The organism is Leucobacter luti, from assembly GCF_019464495.1.
Lineage (GTDB): Bacteria > Actinomycetota > Actinomycetes > Actinomycetales > Microbacteriaceae > Leucobacter > Leucobacter luti_A.
Genome location: NZ_CP080492.1, coordinates 2,577,587 through 2,596,279, shown reverse-complemented (window position 1 = coordinate 2,596,279; position 18,693 = coordinate 2,577,587). Strand labels below are relative to the sequence as shown.

The 18,693-nt window shown below is 64.4% G+C and carries 17 protein-coding genes; 3 read left to right on the top strand and 14 right to left on the bottom strand.

Translation table 11 applies throughout. The annotated features are described in order from the left end of the window. The first annotated feature begins 71 nt into the window (after nucleotides 1–71). The 3 genes from K1X41_RS11590 to K1X41_RS11580 are packed head-to-tail and all read left to right on the top strand — an operon-like array spanning nucleotide 72 to nucleotide 1,722. Nucleotides 72–848 carry a DUF805 domain-containing protein gene (locus K1X41_RS11590; RefSeq protein ID WP_220174678.1) on the top strand — a complete coding sequence of 259 codons (777 nt, stop codon included), beginning with the start codon at nucleotides 72–74 and terminating at the stop codon, nucleotides 846–848. 12 nt (nucleotides 849–860) lie between these two features. Next, the gene (locus K1X41_RS11585; protein WP_133615497.1) at nucleotides 861–1,304 is read left to right on the top strand and encodes a helix-turn-helix transcriptional regulator; all 444 of its coding nucleotides are present in this window, start codon (nucleotides 861–863) and stop codon (nucleotides 1,302–1,304) included. A 10-nt stretch (nucleotides 1,305–1,314) separates the two neighbouring features. Continuing rightward, nucleotides 1,315–1,722, top strand: coding sequence for a VOC family protein (locus K1X41_RS11580; protein WP_133615496.1), 408 nt, complete (start codon nucleotides 1,315–1,317; stop codon nucleotides 1,720–1,722). 93 nt (nucleotides 1,723–1,815) lie between these two features. Here K1X41_RS11580 and infB read toward each other — a convergent pair whose 3' ends face one another. The 14 genes from infB to K1X41_RS11520 all read right to left on the bottom strand — a co-directional run bounded on the left by infB (nucleotide 1,816) and on the right by K1X41_RS11520 (nucleotide 18,626). Continuing rightward, nucleotides 1,816–4,596 (bottom strand): translation initiation factor IF-2, encoded by a 2,781-nt coding sequence (gene infB / locus K1X41_RS11575; protein WP_220174677.1) that lies wholly within the window; start codon nucleotides 4,594–4,596, stop codon nucleotides 1,816–1,818. Between the two features lie 74 nt (nucleotides 4,597–4,670). Then, on the bottom strand, nucleotides 4,671–4,928 hold the full coding sequence (locus tag K1X41_RS11570; RefSeq protein ID WP_132201616.1) for a YlxR family protein: 258 nt from the start codon (nucleotides 4,926–4,928) through the stop codon (nucleotides 4,671–4,673). 111 nt (nucleotides 4,929–5,039) lie between these two features. After that, entirely contained in the window at nucleotides 5,040–5,870 is an 831-nt protein-coding gene (locus K1X41_RS11565) for an amino acid ABC transporter permease (protein WP_132201614.1), read from the bottom strand. Next, nucleotides 5,867–6,517, bottom strand: coding sequence for an amino acid ABC transporter permease (locus K1X41_RS11560; RefSeq protein WP_132201612.1), 651 nt, complete (start codon nucleotides 6,515–6,517; stop codon nucleotides 5,867–5,869). Before K1X41_RS11560 ends, K1X41_RS11565 begins: the two co-directional genes overlap by 4 nt. 102 nt (nucleotides 6,518–6,619) lie before the next feature. Then, on the bottom strand, nucleotides 6,620–7,495 hold the full coding sequence (locus tag K1X41_RS11555; RefSeq protein WP_132201610.1) for a glutamate ABC transporter substrate-binding protein: 876 nt from the start codon (nucleotides 7,493–7,495) through the stop codon (nucleotides 6,620–6,622). A gap of 60 nt (nucleotides 7,496–7,555) precedes the next feature. Continuing rightward, complete coding sequence (locus K1X41_RS11550; RefSeq protein ID WP_132201608.1) at nucleotides 7,556–8,368, bottom strand: amino acid ABC transporter ATP-binding protein; 813 nt, start codon at nucleotides 8,366–8,368, stop codon at nucleotides 7,556–7,558. 112 nt (nucleotides 8,369–8,480) lie between these two features. Continuing rightward, the gene (locus K1X41_RS11545) at nucleotides 8,481–9,452 is read right to left on the bottom strand and encodes a TAXI family TRAP transporter solute-binding subunit (protein WP_220174676.1); all 972 of its coding nucleotides are present in this window, start codon (nucleotides 9,450–9,452) and stop codon (nucleotides 8,481–8,483) included. Beyond that, nucleotides 9,449–10,822 carry a sensor histidine kinase gene (locus K1X41_RS11540; protein WP_220174675.1) on the bottom strand — a complete coding sequence of 458 codons (1,374 nt, stop codon included), beginning with the start codon at nucleotides 10,820–10,822 and terminating at the stop codon, nucleotides 9,449–9,451. Before K1X41_RS11540 ends, K1X41_RS11545 begins: the two co-directional genes overlap by 4 nt. A gap of 3 nt (nucleotides 10,823–10,825) precedes the next feature. Continuing rightward, nucleotides 10,826–11,497 carry a response regulator transcription factor gene (locus K1X41_RS11535; protein WP_132201602.1) on the bottom strand — a complete coding sequence of 224 codons (672 nt, stop codon included), beginning with the start codon at nucleotides 11,495–11,497 and terminating at the stop codon, nucleotides 10,826–10,828. 419 nt (nucleotides 11,498–11,916) lie between these two features. Continuing rightward, nucleotides 11,917–12,912: a transcription termination factor NusA gene (nusA, locus tag K1X41_RS11530; protein WP_132201600.1), complete on the bottom strand. Its 996-nt coding sequence runs from the start codon at nucleotides 12,910–12,912 to the stop codon at nucleotides 11,917–11,919. Nucleotides 12,913–13,040: 128 nt separating this feature from the next. Then, nucleotides 13,041–13,667 carry a hypothetical protein gene (locus K1X41_RS15790; RefSeq protein WP_258566526.1) on the bottom strand — a complete coding sequence of 209 codons (627 nt, stop codon included), beginning with the start codon at nucleotides 13,665–13,667 and terminating at the stop codon, nucleotides 13,041–13,043. Then, on the bottom strand, nucleotides 13,664–14,569 hold the full coding sequence (locus K1X41_RS15785; protein ID WP_258566525.1) for an FtsK/SpoIIIE domain-containing protein: 906 nt from the start codon (nucleotides 14,567–14,569) through the stop codon (nucleotides 13,664–13,666). The genes K1X41_RS15790 and K1X41_RS15785 overlap by 4 nt, the downstream gene beginning before the upstream one ends. Before the next feature lie 71 nt (nucleotides 14,570–14,640). After that, nucleotides 14,641–17,691: an FtsK/SpoIIIE domain-containing protein gene (locus tag K1X41_RS11525; protein ID WP_258566524.1), complete on the bottom strand. Its 3,051-nt coding sequence runs from the start codon at nucleotides 17,689–17,691 to the stop codon at nucleotides 14,641–14,643. Nucleotides 17,692–17,891: 200 nt separating this feature from the next. Then, the gene (locus tag K1X41_RS11520; RefSeq protein WP_220174674.1) at nucleotides 17,892–18,626 is read right to left on the bottom strand and encodes a hypothetical protein; all 735 of its coding nucleotides are present in this window, start codon (nucleotides 18,624–18,626) and stop codon (nucleotides 17,892–17,894) included. Nucleotides 18,627–18,693 lie beyond the last annotated feature (67 nt).

The following is an 18,693-nucleotide window of genomic DNA, read 5'->3' as shown; positions in this document are numbered from 1 at the left end:
GTGGTTCTCCCTGCGCTGCGCTCGTATGATGCTAACTATCCCCTTTCCGCTGTACTGTCTGGAGCCCCAACATGACGCAGCCACCCGCACCTGGCGAGCCCACCCCCGATGGACCGGCACCAGGCGAAGCAACACCAGGAGCATCGACCCCCGGCGATCAGGCACCAGAGTATGCCGCTCCACAGTACGCGCCGCCCGTGTACCCCACGCAGCAGCCTGCACCCCAGTACGCGGCACCTCAGTACGCGGCACCCCAGTACGCGGCGCCGGCGCAGCCGCCCGTCTACGCTGGCACGACCGAGCTGATCCCCGGGCCGGGCGAGCCCTTTGACGGGGCAGCGGATCCGGCCGATTCCGAGCGGCCACTTTATGGCGCCTCATTTGGCCAGGCAATTTCACGATTCTTCCGCGGCTACGCTCGCTTCAGCGGTCGCGCATCCCGCAGTGAGTACTGGTTCTCGATGCTGTTCCTCGCCCTCATCCGGCTCGCGCTGCTCGTCGTCATGGGCATCGGCGCAATCATCGGCGAGAGCTGGGAAAAGCAGCAGGGCTACACCTCTTTCACGGGAAGCGATGGGACCGAGTTCTCCTCCTCCCATCCCTCCGGCATCGTCGAATACGCACCAGCAGCAATCCTGTTTTTCGCGGCCGTGATCCTGTTCGTCCTCACCTCGCTGGCGTTCCTCATCCCTTCGCTCGCGATTGCCTGGCGGCGACTGCATGATGGAAACTTCGCGGGCCCGCTGTGGTTCCTCTCGTTGATCCCGTACGGCGGTATCGCAGTGTTCGTGCTGACGCTGCTCCGCTCGAAGCCTGCGGGCCGCCGCTTCGACCTCCCGCGTTCCTAGCTCTTCGTTCGTATGCCGGCTGCGGGGGATCAGGAAGCGCGTCTGCGCACGCTTCGACTGCTCCGCAGCGTGCGCGACCGGATCGACCGCGAGTACGCAAGTCCCCTCGACGTCGCAGCGCTCGCGAGCGGTGTCGGCTTCTCTGCGGGGCATCTGAGCCGCGAGTTCACGGCGGCGTATGGGGAATCGCCGTACCAGTACCTCATGACTCGCAGGATTGAGCGCGCCATGACACTTCTGCGACGCGGGGATCAGAGTGTGACAGACATCTGTTTCGCAGTCGGCTACGGCTCCCTTGGCACGTTCACGACGCGCTTCACCGAACTTGTCGGGGTGCCGCCCGGGCGCTACCGGAGGGACGGCGGAGGTCCGCTCACCGGGCTCCCGAACATCATTACGCTGCGCGCCACGAAACCGGTCAGGAATCGAGAAGTTCCCGGAACGCCCGCGGAGTAGCGTGACGGGCATGAACATCAACATTCACGTTTCGTTTCTGCCTCACACCGACCCCGAAGCCTCGCTTGCGTTCTACCGCGACGTGCTCGGTTTCGAGCTCCGCAATGACGTTGGCTATGAGAACATGCGCTGGCTCACACTCGGCCCCACGAACCAGCCCGAGACCTCAATCGTGCTCACCCCACCAGCCGTCGATCCCGGCATCACTGACGAAGAGCGCCGCGTCATTCACGAACTCATCGCGAAGGGAGCCTTCGCCTCAATCGTCCTCGCCACTGACGACCTCGACGGCCTGTTCGAGAAGGTCGAAGGGTCCACCGTCGAGGTGCTTCAAGAACCGATGGCGCAGGATTGGGGTACGCGCGACTTCGCGTTCCGCGATCCGGCAGGCAACACCGTCCGCGTACAACAGCTGTAACGATCTACTGCACGAGCATTCCTGGCTCCGACAACGAACGCGGCCGTGCTGGTGAGTACACCAGCACGGCCGCGTTCGTAGGGTCAGACTCGCTTAGTCGCGGGGCTTCTCCACCATCTCTGTCGTCTCGATCTCGTCGCCGATCTGGATGTCGTTGTGCTTCCCAAGCCCGATACCGGCCTCGAAGTCCGTCTTCACCTCAGTGACGTCATCCTTGAAGCGGCGCAGCGACTCAATGGCCAGGCCATCAGCAACCACGACACCCTCGCGGATCACACGAGCCTTCGCGTTACGCGTGATCGTGCCGGAGCGAACGATCACACCCGCGATGTTGCCGAACTTCGACGAGCGGAAGACCTCGCGGACCTCCGCAACGCCGGAGCGCACCTCTTCGTACTCGGGCTTGAGCATGCCCTTGAGCGATGCCTCAATGTCGTCGAGTGCGTTGTAGATGACGTTGTAGAAGCGGATGTCGATTCCCTCGCGCGCTGCGCGCTCGCGAGCCTTGACATCGGGACGCACGTTGAAGCCGATGACGATCGCGTTGTCGATCGTGGCAAGATCCACGTCCGACTCGGTGATCGCACCCACACCGCGGTGCAGGATCCGAAGCTGAACCGAATCGTCCACCTCGATCTTCATGAGCGACTCCTCGAGCGCCTCAACGGCACCCGACACGTCTCCCTTGATGATGAGGTTGAGCGACTCAACCTTGCCATCGGCCAGTGCCTTCGTGAACTCCTCGAGGCTGATGCGCTTGCGGGCCTTCGCCAGCTGCGCGTTACGCTCGGCCGCTTCACGCTTCTCAGCGATCTGGCGGGCCGTGCGGTCCTCGGGCACAACGATGAAGTTATCGCCAGCGCGGGGAACACTCGAGAGTCCCTGCACCTGCACCGGACGCGAGGGCAGTGCCTCGAGGACGGAATCACCGTTCTCATCATGCATCGCGCGGACGCGACCGTACGCGGTACCAGCAACGATCGCGTCGCCGACGCGGAGCGTGCCGGACTGAATGAGCACGGTAGCAACCGAACCGCGGCCCTTATCGAGCTTCGCCTCGATAGCAACGCCGCGAGCATCCTTGTCTGGGTTCGCGCGGAGGTCAAGACCAGCGTCAGCCGTGAGGAGCACTGCTTCAAGCAGCTCGGAGATGCCAACGTTGTTCTTCGCCGACACGTCGACGAACATAACGTCGCCGCCCCACTCTTCGGACACCAGACCGAACTCGGTGAGCTGCTGACGCACCTTCTCCGGGTTCGCGCCCTCTTTATCGATCTTGTTCACCGCGACCACGATCGGCACGTTCGCCGACTGGGCGTGGTTCAGGGCCTCAATCGTCTGCGGCATGATGCCGTCATCCGCCGCAACCACGAGGATCGCGATATCGGTAACCTGCGCACCACGAGCACGCATGGCGGTGAACGCCTCGTGACCCGGGGTATCGATGAAGGTGAGCGCGCGCTCCAGCCCCTCGTGCTCGGTGTGCACCTGGTAGGCACCAATGTGCTGCGTGATGCCGCCAGCCTCGCCGCCGCCGACGTCCGCTTTGCGGATCGCGTCGAGCAGGCGAGTCTTACCGTGATCAACGTGGCCCATGACCGTGACAACCGGCGGGCGAGCCTGGAGGACGTCATCGCCCTCTTCTTCAAGTTCGCTCTCAATGTCGATATCGAAGCCCTCGAGCAGCTCCCGATCCTCGTCCTCAGGAGAGACGACCTGAATGCGGTAGCCCAGCTCCTCACCGAGAATCTGGAACGTTGCTTCGTCGAGAGACTCGGTCGCCGTTGCCATTTCACCGAGGTGGAACAGGACAGTGACGAGGTTCGATGCGCTCGTGTTGATCTTGTCAGCAAAGTCCGAGAGGGATGCGCCGCGGCGCAGCCGGATCGCGGTCGTGCCATCGCCACGAGGTACGCTCACGCCGCCAAGTGACGGTGCCTCACGCATCTCAAATTCAGCGCGTTTTGCCCGCTTCGACTTGCGCGCTTTGCTCTTGGAGCCGCCACGGCCGAACGCGCCAGCGGTACCAGCACCGCGACCACCACGGCCACGGCCGGCAAAGCCGCCGCCCGGGCGGGGACCAGCGAAGCCACCTGCACCGGGAGCACCGGGAGCGCCTCCGCCACCGCCGGGACGCGTGAAGCCAGCGCCACCGCCGGGACGACCGCCACCGGGACGACCGCCGCCACCCGGACGACCTGCGCCGGCACCGGCGGGACCGCCTGCGGGACGCGGAGAGGGCCGGGGAATATTCCCGGGGCTCGGACGACCGGCGCCGCCGGGACGTCCTCCCATGCCCTGGTTTGCAGCGAAGGGGTTATTGCCCGGTCGCGGCGGGCGAGGAATGCCCATGCCCTGGCTCGAAGCAAACGGGTTGTTCCCCGGACGGGGTCCGCCCGGCTTCGCGTCAGTCTTTGCGCCGGGCTTTGCAGCGCCGGCAGGCTTCGGCGCGGCAGGCTTGTCGCCCGATGTGTCCGCCTTGGCCTCAGCTTTGGAATCAGTCTTGGGCGCAGCCTTCGCCGCGGGTGCGGCGGGAGCTGCGGGTGCAGCAGGAGCCGCAGGCGCGGCTGCCTGGGGAGCGGCAGGAGCCGGCTCTTCAGCAGCAGGGGTCGGCGGCTTCGGGCCGGGCCGGGGGCCGGGCTTGAGACCTGCGGGACGCTTGGCGGCCGCGGGTGCGGCTGCAGCGGGGGCATCGCCGGCTGAGCCAGTGACGCCGTCGGCAGCAAGCGCTGCCTTCACTTTGCGCGCAACCGGGGGTGCAACGCTGGACGAGGACGCCTTAACGAACTCGCCCATCTCCTTCAGCTTGGCCAGAACGACCTTGCTATCTACACCGATCTCCGCAGCGATCTCGTGTACGCGTGGGTTAGCCACTTTTCTCCTGTCTGGGTTCACGCCAGACAGGCGAGAACCAAAATTACTGGACGAGTCTCATCGTGAGCCGCTCATTAGTTGTCCATGTGTGTTTTCAGCCTGTTCTCTAAAGGGCGTGTGTCGGGTTGCCCTGACACACGCAGCGCCCGTGGAAAGACTCCTCGGGTCACTGCTCGTTTCAGACACTCGCTCGTGGGGTGTACCCACGCACCTCGCCCCGGAAGCACCGCGCGATCGTCAACACACAGTTGACCATCGCGCACCACTACTCGAAGCAACGTTGTGCGCGAGGCACGCGTGCGACACGCTACACAGGTCCGAACCGCATCCATCCTACCAGCTTCCCACACTTCGCATGAGGCACTGCCCTGGGAACACGCCTGCCTCCCGGGAATCCCCGGGAGGCAGGCGTGTTGGAAGGGCGCGTTCCGTGGTGTGCTGCGCTACGCGCGCTTGGCCTCCACGATCCGAGCCGCGCGGCGCCCGATAAGCGATACGACAATGTTGAGCGCGAGATACACGACCGCGCCAACAAACCAGAAGGTGAATTGATACTGGTTTCCGAAGAAGGTCGACAGGTTCGTCACCGTCCGCAGCAACTCGTAGTAGCCGACAATGTAGCCGAGGGAGGTGTCTTTGAGCAGCACCACCAACTGCGCCATGATGATCGGCAGCATCTGCGTGAACGCCTGCGGCAGCTCGATCAGCAGCCGCGTGCGTGTCGGAGTGAGCCCGATCGAGAGGCCCGCCTCACGCTGTCCCTTTCCGAGCGAGATCATTCCGGCCCGCAGCGCCTCACCCAGGATCGCCCCGTTGTACACCACGAGTGCGATCACCACGGCCCAGAACGCTCCGGTAGAGGCGACCAGCAAAATAAAGAGCATCATCAGCAGCACGGGCATGCCGCGGAAGAACTCCAGCACGATCGCCACGGGGACCCGGATCAGCGGGCTCGTTGCGAGCCTGCCGAATGCAAAGACGACCGCGAGAATGAGTGCACCGACCATCGCGACGGCGGCGGCAGCGAGCGTTGCTCCGACCCCGCGAGCGATCTGTTCCCACACTCGCGCATCAGCGAGCGGCTCCCAGCGCACAGGATCGAGAATCGGGCTCGTCTCGGCACCGTTCGCGGAGACCTGCGGGATCGACAACCGGTAGATCACCCAGGCGATCAGGCCTGCGAGCGCCAAGAGCCCGACGACTGAGATGATCCGTGAGCGGGTCCGCGCCTTCGGCCCCGGCGCATCGTAGAGCACAGTAGCTTGCGCACTCATCGCAGCACCCGCACCTTCTTCTCGATCCGTCCAGCGATGAGGCCGAGCGGAATGGTGATCAGCAGGTAGAAGCACGCGACGCCGACCAAAATCGGAATCACCGCGTTGCCGTGATTGTTCGTCAGAATCCGAGCCGTCCCGAACAGCTCAAGCACGAAGAAGCCGCCCGCAACCGAGGTGTTCTTGGTGAGCGCGATAAAGACGTTAATCAGTGGCGGCACCACCATGCGCAGCGCCTGCGGCAGCACGATCAACGTCAGCGTCTGGCCGAACCCGAGCCCGATCGATCTGGCGGCCTCGGCCTGCCCCACTGGCACGCCGTTAATCCCCGAGCGCAGTGCCTCAGCGATGAACGGTGAGGTGTAGATCGCGAGCGCGAACACGGCGCGCACTTCGTACGGCGGCAAGTTGGTCGCGATGAGCGGCAGCACAAAGGTCATAAAGAAGAACACGAGCGTGAGCGGAATGTTCCGCACCAGTTCGGTGTAGCCAACCGCGAAGCCGCGCAGTGATGCCACTGGCGAGATCCGCATCGTAGCGACGAGGAGGCCAATCGCAGTGGCCCCCAGCCCGCCGAAGACGAGCAGTCGCACGGTCGTGAAAAATCCATTCAGCACACCATCGAAGTTCTCGATCAGTACATTCATGTTTCCCACGCTCCCTTCCCGTCAGATCGCTCTGAGGAGTGTTTCAGGCTGGGGCCACCGATCGAGTCAGCATTGCTGACTCGATCGGTGGCACAGCGGTGCTCAGTAGCGGTCGATAGCCGGGGGCTCGGGGGTCGAAAGGACCTTGCCAGCGGTGCTCTCCCATGCCTGCACCCAGCGTCCATCCGTGAACGAATCCTCGAGCGTATCGTTGATGAACCCGCGGAACTCGTCGTCGTCTTTCGCGAGGCCAACACCGTACGGTTCCTCAGTGAATGGCTTTTCCACGAGCTCGAATTCGCCTGGGTTCTGATCCACCAAGCCCGCAAGAATGACGTTGTCAGTTGACGCCGCAACGACCTCGCCCTGGCGCAGCGGCGAGAGGCAGTTGGAGTAGGTGTCGGTCTCCAGGACCTCGACACCGGCATCCTTCAGGTTCTGTGCAGAGGTCGATCCCGTCACCGAGCAGACCTTCTTGCCCTTCACATCGTCGATGCTCGTGATGCCCTCGGGGTTCCCGTCAAGCACGAGCAGATCCTGGCCCGCGATGTAGTAAGGGCCGCCGAAGGAGACAACTTCCTTGCGTGTGTCATTGATCGTGTACGTCGCTACAACGATGTCGACCTCACCCTTCTCAATGAAGGGCTCACGGTTGGCAGATACCGCCTCAATCCACTCGATGTTGTCTTCTGAGATGCCGAGTTCGCCCGCAATGATCTTCGCAATTTCAACGTCGAAGCCCTCCGGGTCCCCGTCGAGTCCGCGAAGACCGAAGAGCGGCTGGTCGTACTTCGTTCCGACGGTGATCTTGCCAGCCTTGTTCAGCTTCTCCATCGTGCTGCCAGCGGGGAATGACGCGTCCTCCTTGACTGCAGGGGCTTCTCCTGAGCCGCCACCCAGGTCGCCGCCACCGGAGCAGCCGGCCAACACGAGGGCGCCTGCTGCTGCGAGTACTGCTGCATACTTGGTGATTCGCATGATGTCCTATCTTTCAATTCGGCCGACGACACCGTCGGCCAGCGTGGGATGGTGAGTGAGTCAGTGACCGATGATCTTGGACAAGAAGTCCTGTGCGCGCGAGGTCTTCGGATCCGTGAAGAACTGCTCGGGAGTGGCTTCCTCAACGATCTGACCATCGGCCATGAAGAGAATTCGGTCCGCCGCGCGGCGCGCAAATCCCATCTCGTGGGTGACGGCAACCATCGTCATGCCATCGTTCGCGAGGCCGATCATGGTGTCGAGCACCTCATTGATCATCTCCGGATCAAGCGCCGAAGTCGGCTCATCAAGCAAGATCAGCTTGGGCCGCATCGCGAGCGAGCGAGCGATTGCAGCGCGCTGCTGCTGGCCACCCGAAAGCTGCGACGGCAGTTTCTTCGCCTGGTTTGCGATCCCGACCCGCTCGAGCAGGGCCATTGCGTGCTCTTCAGCGTCTTTCTTCGTCATGCCCGACACCTTGATCGGGCCGAGTGTGACGTTCTCGAGGATCGTCTTGTGCGCGAAGAGGTTGAATGACTGAAACACCATGCCGACGTCGGCGCGGAGCCGGGCAAGCTGTTTACCCTCCTCCGGCAGCGGTGTGCCGTCGATCGTGATCGTGCCTGAATCGATCGTCTCGAGACGGTTGATCGCGCGACAGAGCGTTGATTTGCCCGATCCGGACGGGCCAAGGACGACAACCACTTCGCCCCGACCCACCGTCGTGTTGATGTTGTTCAGGACGTGCAGATCGCCGTAGTGCTTGTTCACTTCCGAGATCACGACCAACGGGTCCGTCTCATCGTGCTGCACACGAATAGCGGTGGTGTCACCCGTGGGTGAGGCAGGCGTGCCTAGTGCCGATGCATTCATCTACATTCTCCATTGAATCGGTGGATGCAGCACACGCTATGTCGCGTCAGTGCGCGACTTCACCTCACTTGAGGGTTTCTTGAGGTTTCGCCAAGAGCCAGCAGACGCCGCACTAGCGTTTCGTGTTCCGGTAGTACGCCGCGGCCCCCGGATGCAGCTCAAGCGGAGCCGTGAAGATCGCGAGACGCCGATCGAGCAGGGCAGCCGTTGGCACCGATGCCGCAATCTCAGCCCGCGTGCGAAAGACTGCGGCGAGCGCATCGGCGACCACGTCATCAGGGGCGTCTGCGGACACAATGAGATAGTTCGGCACGGTCATCGTGACGCTCACCTCGTCGCGCCCATACAGCCCGGCCGGAAATTCAGCAACGCGGTAGACCCCACCGTAACGATCGTTCAACTGATCCACGAACTGATGCTCAATTGACACCAGCCGAATCGGCACCTCTTGCGAGAAGGCCTGCAGGCCAGGCGTCGGAAGCCCGCCCACCCAGAAGAACCCCTCGATCGTTCCATCTCGGAGGGCAGCAAGCGAGTCGTCGAGACCGAGTTTGGGATTCGTGATCGTGGCGACATCCACGTCGGCCTCATCCAAGATGCGCGCTGATGCCGCAGCGACGCCCGAGTTCGGAGCACCGAGTGAGATGTTGTGACCCGCTAGATCACCCAGCTCAGCGACATCAGAGTCGGCGCGCACCACCACATGGACGTATTCCTCGTAAAGCCGGGCGGCCGCCACGATGGGGAGCGGCTCGGCGAATGGGCCAGTGCCCGCAACTGCGTCAGCTGCAGTGTCGCTCTGCGCGAATCCGAAGAGCGCCTCCCCCGAGCCGACCAACCGCAGGTTTTCCAAGGACCCCTCGGTGCTCACCGCTTCGATATGTGCGCCCAGCTCACGGCTCAGCACTTTGGCGAGCTCGCTGCCGTACCCGGCGTAAATTCCGCCGGTTACCCCGCTCGCAATGACGTACTGCTGCCGCTGCTGCGCACCGCCTCCCGCCGAGCACGCTGAGAGCGCAACCGCGGCAATGATCCCGAGCACCGCCGTGGCGATCCCGCGTGAAACAATCCGGCTCCGCCTCATAGCTCCGCCTCTCTGTGCACCCGGAGGATCACTCGCAGGCCCCCTCCGCTGGCTTCCTCGATCTCCAGCCCGCCGTCGATCGATGCGAGGAGGTCAGTAGCGATTGCGAGGCCCAGCCCGGACCCCGGCACGTTCTGCGTGCCGGAACTGCGCCAGAACCGATCCGTCATCGATTCCAGCTCGGCCGCTGGCACTCCTGGCCCGTGGTCCCGCACCACGATGCACACGCTCTCATCGGTGTGTTCAGCGGCAAGCTCGACGAGGCCCCCCGTGGGAGAGAACTTGACGGCGTTGTCCAGGATCGCGTCGAGCGCGCTCTCAACGACGAACGCGTCGGTAGCGCACACGATCCCCGATTCACCGTGCACCAGGATCCGCACCCCTGAGCGGGCCGCAACCTCGCGCCAGGCTTCCCCGCGCTTCGCCACCAGTTCGCTCACGTCAACCGCGCGCACCGTGGGATCCCCGTGGCCGGACTTCGAGAGGCTCAGCAGGGTGTCGAGGATACGGACGAGCCGCCGCCCCTCTTCTCGGGTCGCTTCGATGTCCTCGTCCCAAGACTCAGGCAGCCCGGTGGCCAGCATCTCAACTCGCATGAGCAGTGCGTTCAGCGGGTTGCGCAGTTCGTGCGATGCATTGAGCGTGAACTCCTGCTGCCGCGCCAGCACCCGCTCGATCTCGGCGGCCATGTTGTTGAACACCACGATCATCCGTTGCAGTTCGGGCGGACCGGTTGCGTCATCGATCCGGGCGTCCATGTCGCCGTGCTCGATCGCGGCCATCGCCTCATCCACGCGCTGCACGGGACGGAGCACCCACCGCGCAAGCCGCAGCACCACGAGCACGCCAGCGCCGGTGCCCAGAACGGCGATCACCGCGAGCCAGCCCCAGTGCCGCACGATCTCACCGCGAGGCGCCGCCATCGACTGCGTCAACACCACCGCTCCGATCACGTCGCCATCCGTGAAGACGGGCTCGACCAGAGTCATCTCTTCCGCTGACCAGGGCAGCACCGCCTGCGGGGTCTCGCCGCGTCGGCCGGAGAGCGCGAGACTCACCTGCGCGAGCGTTTCTTCATCGAGCCGGCTCTCGCGACCGTTGAGTTCCCAGGGAATCCCGGTGCGGTCCACCACCGTGATCCGCGCGCCATACAGTTCTTCGTAGCGCACGACTTCAGACTCCAGCACGAGGGAATTGCCCGTGCTCAGTGCCTGCCGTGCGCTCGTCACGAAATAGCTGAGATCTCCGGCGTTCTCTGCGAAGAAGGTCTGCTGCACGCTCTGCGCAGAACTCCAGGCATACCCGCCTCCGAGCAGCACCAACACGCCAAGCAGGGGGATCAGGAACACGATGACCAACCGTCTGCGCATGGGCTAGGTCACCGGCAACTTGTACCCGACCCCGCGGATCGTCTCGATCAGTTCGGAGCGGCCAGTTTTCCGCCGGATCGAACCGACATGCACTTCGAGCGAGCGCTGAAACGCATGCCACTCGGTATTCCAAACCTCGAAAATGATGCGGTCTCTCGGGACCACGACTCCGGGGTAACGGGCGAGCACGGCGACAATGTCGAACTCTTTGGGCGTGAGGTCGATAGGGCCAGCTGCTGTCGAGACCTGGCGCGCGACCAGGTCGATGGTGACGCCGCACACCACAATGGGCGCGGCGTGGTCACCCTCCTGCGGCATCGCGCGGACGCGTCGCGTGACCGCTTCAATGCGCGCCACGAGCTCGCGCACGTCGTAGGGTTTCACGAGGAAGTCGTCAGCGCCCGCGCGGAGACCCTGGATACGATCCTGCACATCGGTGCGCGCAGTCGCGATCAGAATTGGCACACCGGTGCGGGCACGGATCCGGCGGCACAGATCGATTCCGTCAACGTCCGGAAGGCCCAGATCGAGCAACACCACGTCGACTTCGGCGTCCAAGCACGCGAGGCCAGCCGCGCCGTCTGCCGCGCGCAGAGTATCAAAGCCGGACTTCCGCAGGAATGCGCACAGGGCAGCAGCGACGCGGTCGTCGTCTTCGATTACCAGTATCTTCACGGTGTGCGGGTCTGTCCTGAGGAAGTGGCGCCGTCAGGAGAGGCGACGGCATTCGCGGGTGCGGGTTCGGTGGGATGTCGGTGGGGTTGCGCCCCACGGTAGCATCACCGCGCAGCGCGGCACTGCGCAACATGGTGCGGTGTGCGCACTTCACCCGTGCCAGGACGCACCCAGGAACTGGAGACAGGAGGCACACGCCTCCCCCGAAAACGCGCTCAGCCTTGCAGCACTGCCGCGGCAGTACTGCAAGGCTGAACGCTGGCCAGACGACCAGCCCGAACATGCGGAGTCCGTCATGATCGATTCCGGCGAGTCACCTGCGCGCACCGGACCACTTCACGTCCGCCGAGATCAAGCGTGCGGAGCCCCACCGGGACCCGGCTTTGAGCACGCCAGAGCGAACATGGATCCGGAAAGGACTAGTCGTTCATGATCGAATCGGGCTGGATATCGATTTTCGCGCCCGTCAGCTTCGCAGCGAGGCGAGCGTTCTGGCCCTCTTTTCCAATCGCGAGCGACAGCTGGAAATCAGGGACCAGAGCACGGACCTGCTTCAGCGACTCGTTCAGCATAAATACATCGGTGACCTTTGCCGGCGACAGCGCGTTCGCAACGAACTTCGGCAGCTCAGGTGAGTAGTCGACGATGTCGATCTTCTCTTCGCCGAGCTCGCCCATTACGGCACGCACGCGGCTGCCCATCTCGCCGATGCACGTGCCCTTGGCATTGATGCCGGCCTGCTTTGCTCGCACGGCAACCTTTGACCGGTGACCCGCTTCACGAGCCAGAGAGACGATCTCGACGAGCCCTTCAGCGAGCTCGGGAACTTCCCGTTCGAACAGCTTGCGCACGAGACCCGGGTGGGTGCGAGACACCACGACCTGCGGGCCCTTCGTTCCCTTTGACACGCTCGTCACGTACACGCGGATTCGCATCCCGTGGGGGTACTTTTCGCCCGGCACCTGCTCCTCAGGAGGCAGGATCGCCTCAAGTTCGCCCAGATCAACATGCACCATGCGCGGGTTTGGCCCCTGCTGCACAACACCGGAGACGACCTGGCCCTCGCGATCCTTGAAGTTGCCCAGCACTGCATCGTCAGTCAGGTCGCGCAAGCGCTGGTTGATGACCTGCTTCGCCGCGCTCGAAGCGACGCGGCCGAATTCATCGGTCGTGATGTATGCCTCACCAATCACCTGACCCTCGTCATCGAGTTCAGGCACGAGCACGGAGATCTCGCCGGACTTGCGATCCAGCGTCACCCGCACCTCAGATTCACGGGGCACCGGGAGCTTGTTGTTTTCCGCGTGACGCAGGTACGCAGACTGGATGGCCTGTTCAATAATCTCAACGAGTTCGTCGAACGGAATTTCCTTCTCGCGTTCGATCTGTCGCAGCGTTACCAGCTCGATTTTCATCGTGCCTCCTTCTATTGAACTGTCTATTTAGATGTCACGCCCGAGGGCGCGGAGAAGTGACCAGCGTACTCCAGCGCCCTGAGGGATGCCATACCCACGCGCCGAACGCGGTCGAGTCGATCCCATGCTCAGCTGTGCAGCGCAACGTGCACAGGTGTCACCCGGCCTCCAGCAACCGCGAAGCCACGTCCTGGCGGGAAATCCGCCCGCTTCACACGGCCGAAGGATTCCCGGAACGGCGACTGGCCTTCTGAGTCGTCCGGCTGCAGCGCCAACCCCCAGGTGGGCTGCTTCAAGGCGGTGAAGAGGTCCCAGATCGCGCTGCCCGTCCCCTGTTCAAACTCGAACAGCACCAGGACCCCGGAGCGACGCGCGGCCTTGGCGAGCGCGATCAGCTCGGGCAGCGCCGCAGTGCCCTCGGCATCGGCCGGGCGCTCGACCACGATCACGCCCCGTCGTCCGGGTGCTGGGAACACCGGCGCGACCTCCGAAGCGGACTCCTGCGCCGCCTGTGCGCCACCGATCGGGCCACCAATCGGGGCGCCGATCATGCCTCCGATTATGCCTCCGCTCACACCGCTGCCAGGCGCAGGCTTCCCACCGAGCGCGAGGACGAGCGCGCGAGCGCGCTCCCGCACTGCTTCTTCCCCCACCGCGATTTCGTCCCACTCACCCGAGTCAGCGAGGCCCTCGGCCGTAAATGTGAGCAGCACACGATCGATGTGCTCGCCCTGCGCGGCTGCCCACCGGGTCAAGCCCTGTACGCAACTCCGTGCAGCGGTCGAGATTCCCGATCCTGGGGGCCCGCGATGACGCCAAGCCCGCGGACGGGAAGCCCCACCGGATCGAAGCTTGCAGTAGCGATGCCGTACACCGGACGCCCACCGACTTCCACGGGCAGCTCCGCGAGCGGAACGGTCTCTGGGGCGTTGCGCACCACGACGGCGGGCTGGACGCCGGAGGCGCGCAGTTCGGCAGCGAGCTCTTCGATGCGTTCGGCCTGCGCAGACAATCCGCTCTCGCCACTGAGTTGAGCGAGCTGGATCTCGGCATCAGCGCCCGCGAGCACTACGCGACCGGGAGGCGCGCTCTCGAGAGTGTCGGAATTCACTCCCAGCTGCCCGTAGTCGTGCGGGCTGGCGAGACGGAACACATACTGCTGCTGCACCGCGGCAGACATGCCAGCGGGGATTGCGCCTGGACGGTCGCTGCTGAGCACCACGTGCACACCAACGGAGCGCCCGGCAGACATGATCTCGCCCAGCATTTGCAACGGTGAGTTGGCTCCGCCGATCGTCTCCGTCGCCTGGCGGAACGCAGCAAATCCGTCGAGCAGGAGCACCACTCTCGGTTCCTGCGCCCCCTCGGAGGTGCGCCGAAACGCGCGCAGCCCCGCAGCACGCGCGGCTGCGAAGCGCACGCCACGCTCAGCGATACACGCCAGCAGATGCCGCAGCACGCGCTCCATAAGCTCGGTGTTCGCCAGCGGCGCGACCGCGCCGACGGTGGGGAGCTCGTCGATCGTGTCGAGCGCCCCGCCTGCCGCATCAATGGCGTAAATGTGCACCGGTGCCGTGCTGGCCTGTGCGCTCAAGGCGGCGGCGAGTGACATCAGAGCGCTCGTCTTGCCCGTACCGCTCGCTCCGATGAACGCCACGTTGCCTGACTCTTCGAGGTCGATGGCTACCGGGCGCTGAGCCTGACTCTCCGGCTCGTCGCGCAGCCCGATCAGCGCGGCATCCCCGCGCTCGGCAGCTGTCCCTGCAGCGCGCGCCGAGAGTGTACCGAAGTCAAGCGAATCAGGAAGTGCATCAAGCCAGGGCCGACGGGGGTCGCAACGCGAGCAGTCCGGGCAGCTTCGACGATGCCGTCGCGGAGCAGCTCAATGTCACGCGGCGGGCGCGCCCGCTGACGCTGAGCCGGGCGGGGCTCAGCGGGGATGTCCCATGCTTCCCCCTCGAGGAACCCAAGCGGTCGCACCTCGATCGGCGTCGCAGCATCAGTGTTCGAGGCCCTGCCGCCGATGTAGCCGGTCTGGAAGTGGCCGATCCGACCGGGTCCAATCTTGAAGGCGCCGCGGCCGGGCGTCTCCGCCGCAAAGAACGCGGCATCCTTCACTCCGAGTACGTCGGAGCTGTCAGATTCGTCTGCCATGCGCAGCGCGACCCGGAGGTTCGTGTTCGCGCGCAGGTTATCGGTGATCACGCCAGCGGGCCGCTGAGTCGCCATCACGAGGTGCAGACCGAGCGAGCGGCCGCGCTGGGCCACGTCGATCACCCCGTCCACAAACTCCGGCACATCACCGGCAAGCGCGGCGAACTCATCGATCACGATGACGAGCACGGGCGGAGCCGCGGCATCCGAGCGGCGCTCCATCGTCATCAAGTCCTTCGCCCCGTGGGCGGCAAGCAGTTCTTCGCGATAGTGCAGCTCGGCGCGCAAGGAGGTGAGTGCTCGACGCACCAAGTGCGGGCTGAGGTCAGTGACGAGGCCGACAGTGTGCGGCAGATCAACACACTCTGCGAAGGCTGCACCGCCCTTGTAGTCCACCAGCAGGAACGTGAGACGATCCGGGCTGGTCTGGGCCGCCATACTCATAATCCAGCTCTGCAAGAACTCCGACTTGCCAGCGCCAGTGGTGCCACCGACAAGCGCGTGCGGGCCGTGGACTCTGAGGTCGATCGACGCGGGGCCATCAGGGCTTTGTCCAACAACAGCTGCGAGTGAAATCGGCTCGCGCTCCGCACCTGCCACCCAGTGCGAGGTCAGGCTGCCGGATTCGATCCAGGTTTGCACGATGGGCTGCGCCCCGCCCAACAGGTCGGTCCCGTGCAGATCACGCAATTGCACGGCCCGAGGCAGGTCGCTCTCGTCAAGCACGCGCGCGCTCGTGTCCTCGACCGGGGAGAGCCGTCTGGCGAGCTCGCGGGCCTGAACGGACGCAACGGGTTCGAGCCGCTGCAGTTGGACTTCACTGCCGGATCGGACAAAGCTCACGCGGCCGGCCGCACTCCCCAGCTCAACGAACGTGCGGCACGCCGCAGGCAGACCGTCGATCTGATCGGAGACCCAGATGAGGTGAATCCCGCAGTCGGGGCCGTCCTCTGCGAGGGAGATCAGGCGCGAGGGATCGACCAAACCGGGATCGAGCACGAGCACAACGACGGCGGGGATCGTCGGCAGATCATCAACGGCAACGCCGTGCGCGTCATCATTTCGGGTATCGGCGTCGAGGTGCGAGCGCACGGTCCGCCGCGCAGCGGCGGCGCGGCGCGTTTCTAGGAGTCCCTCCAGCGCGGTGATGAGCTTGGTGGAGCTCGAGACGTCGTCAGCGAGCTGCCAGGCAGGGACTGGACTCGTCACGGCGTCAACGTGGGGCAGCCATTTCAGCCACTCCCACTCTTCCGCGTGGTCTTCGGAGGCGAAGCAGGCCAGCGCGAGCTCTGACGGGGAATGCAGCCCCACCAGCTGGATCACAAGCGAGCGTGCCATGCTCTCAGCCCACATTCGCTCGCCGACCACGCCGAGGGATCCGCACCGGTCAAAACGCTCAAGAAGCGGCACCGGCGCGACCTCCGCGAACTCTGATCGCACGCGCTGCAGTTCATCCCACTGCTGTCGCTCGGTGTCCCCGCGGGCCGGCAGAGTGATCTCTGTGCGGCTCGGGAGCACACCGTCTCCGAACCGGACCTCAAGGAAAGATCGGTGCTCTGGCCGCCTCGTCCACAACAGACCGCTGCGACGCTGCACAGCATCGGCAATCTCAGCGATCGCGGGGGTCTCCGATGCGCGCACCTCAATTTCTTGTGACCGCAGCTCGCCGAGTTCATCCCGATCAGCGGCGAGCGACTCAACGAATCGAGCGAGATCCCGCTGCTGCTTGCGTTTCCCACCGAGCTTGCCGTCCACCCAGGATCCAATCATCATGAGCGGCGAGAACGCCACCATCATGAGGCTCATCGGTGACTGTGTGATGGCGAACATCACGCCGCCCATCATCATCGGGGCGAGCATCGCAAGCATCGGGATCCGGTTCGGAGTCGCTGGCTGCGGGGGCGCTGGGAGTTCACGCGCTGACGCTGGGAACACGGGAGCGAGGCGCGGTGCCCGCGTGTGCATGACACGATGCGACAGGACCTCAGGCGTCGCCTGCGGCGGGCCAGGAGTAATCCGCAGTGTGACAGTTCCCAGCGTAATCTCGCTGGGCCGATCAATACGCAACTCGGCGAGTGAGGCTCCCGAATTGGAATCTCCCACCACGATCCCGTTTGCGGAACCGAGATCGCGGAGGACGATCCCTGGTTTCCCTGGGGTGATCTCCGCCACCGCATGCCTGCGCGACACACTCGTATCGCTCAGGTGCACTCGGCTGCTCTGCTCACGGCCGATCGTGTTCGTGCCGGCGATCAGGCTGTAGCTGGTGCCCGCATGGATCCCACTCAACACTTCGACGTAGCCGGCGATTTCGATCATCCGGCGCTCGTCGGGGCGATTGCCAAACTCGGGAACTGCCTCGACGATCCACCCCGATTGCAGCCCTGAAGACGCGATCGGGGACTGCGGGTCCAGCAAGGTCATTGCCCCTGAGTCGCCCGCACGGCCGCGCAGCGTCAACGGCAGCAGTCGGGTGCGTGCCGGTGCGACGAGGCGCGGATCGCTGCCTGCCCCCGCGCGAATAAGCGCGCGCGCCGCGTCCCCGACTGTTGCCGTCACATCGCAGGACAGCGTGACGTCCTGGTGTCCGCCTTGCGGGACAACCAGTGTGAGCTTCAGTTTCATACGCGCGGGTCCTCACAGATACGGAGACTTCAGGAAATGTGATCCTGCAGGTTTGGAGTGTAGTCGAGCAGATCGGAGCAGTCAGAGAAGCTGAGGTGCAGGCCAGCAGGAAATGCCATGGTGGTCGCATCCGCCCGGGGACTGCGGGCGAGAGTTTCGTGCGCCCCAATCGGCGCAAAGCGAATCTGGCAGGCGCCGCATCACTCGCCGTGATCCTGGAGGTTTGGGGTGTACACGATCGGATCGGACCAGTCAGGGAACGGTAGATACTCGCCCGGAGCTGACTCTTCCTTGTCGTATTCAGACTCAGGAACCCGACTGGAGATTTCCTTCAGAAGCGTCCGTGAGTCGCCCCAGTAGGACTGGCTCATCACTTCCATGTTGTAAATGCCGTTGGCCTTCACTTTCCAGCTCACGAAGAAGCCTTCGCCGGTATCCGCAACCGCTTCGAAGTTTGGTCCGCTCGATTCGCGCACGGTGGTCTCCCACCCCTGCGCCTTGAAATAGTCAAGCATCGGTTCGAGATCCTGCTTGGCTCCGGTAGCGCCCGCGGGCCGAGTTCCTCTCCACATCTGCAAAAAGTAGCTGTTCTCGAGCTCCATGCCGGGCAGCGCCCAGGCGTTCGGGCCCAGTACCGGGGCCCCGCCCTTCTGCCCCCATATCCACACGCCATCACTGATCACCAGCTGCGCCTCGGTGAGTAGGTCTTGCATCCGGGCGTCCCGCTCCCGCACCAGATCAAACTGCTCCTTAAGCGAGAGCGCGCCTGCTTCGTGCTGAGTTAATCCACCGGCATCAGCGTTCCGAGAAGCTCCGCCGCTTCCGAGTCCGCCTGGGGCGCACGAAACGGCGCCCGTCGCCACCAGTGTGCCCAGCAGCACTGTCGCTACGATCCGAGCGGCCGCCTTGATGCCAAGCACCAGATCAGTGTCCAAGCAGCTGAGTCTCAGCGCGCACGCGCTCGACGCAGCAATCAGTGCAGAACGAATCTGGCAGGCGACG

Excerpts from the sequence above, each read along its gene's own strand:
- K1X41_RS11580 (WP_133615496.1), top strand. The coding sequence starts at position 1,315 with ATGAACATCAACATTCACGTTTCGTTTCTGCCTCACACCGACCCCGAA.
- K1X41_RS11585 (WP_133615497.1), top strand. The coding sequence starts at position 861 with ATGCCGGCTGCGGGGGATCAGGAAGCGCGTCTGCGCACGCTTCGACTG.
- K1X41_RS11545 (WP_220174676.1), bottom strand. The coding sequence starts at position 9,452 with ATGAGGCGGAGCCGGATTGTTTCACGCGGGATCGCCACGGCGGTGCTC.
- K1X41_RS11525 (WP_258566524.1), bottom strand. The coding sequence starts at position 17,691 with ATGAAACTGAAGCTCACACTGGTTGTCCCGCAAGGCGGACACCAGGAC.
- K1X41_RS11560 (WP_132201612.1), bottom strand. The coding sequence starts at position 6,517 with ATGAATGTACTGATCGAGAACTTCGATGGTGTGCTGAATGGATTTTTC.
- K1X41_RS11570 (WP_132201616.1), bottom strand. The coding sequence starts at position 4,928 with ATGGATGCGGTTCGGACCTGTGTAGCGTGTCGCACGCGTGCCTCGCGC.
- K1X41_RS11555 (WP_132201610.1), bottom strand. The coding sequence starts at position 7,495 with ATGCGAATCACCAAGTATGCAGCAGTACTCGCAGCAGCAGGCGCCCTC.
- nusA (WP_132201600.1), bottom strand. The coding sequence starts at position 12,912 with ATGAAAATCGAGCTGGTAACGCTGCGACAGATCGAACGCGAGAAGGAA.
- K1X41_RS11590 (WP_220174678.1), top strand. The coding sequence starts at position 72 with ATGACGCAGCCACCCGCACCTGGCGAGCCCACCCCCGATGGACCGGCA.
- K1X41_RS11565 (WP_132201614.1), bottom strand. The coding sequence starts at position 5,870 with ATGAGTGCGCAAGCTACTGTGCTCTACGATGCGCCGGGGCCGAAGGCG.
- K1X41_RS11550 (WP_132201608.1), bottom strand. The coding sequence starts at position 8,368 with ATGAATGCATCGGCACTAGGCACGCCTGCCTCACCCACGGGTGACACC.
- K1X41_RS11540 (WP_220174675.1), bottom strand. The coding sequence starts at position 10,822 with ATGCGCAGACGGTTGGTCATCGTGTTCCTGATCCCCCTGCTTGGCGTG.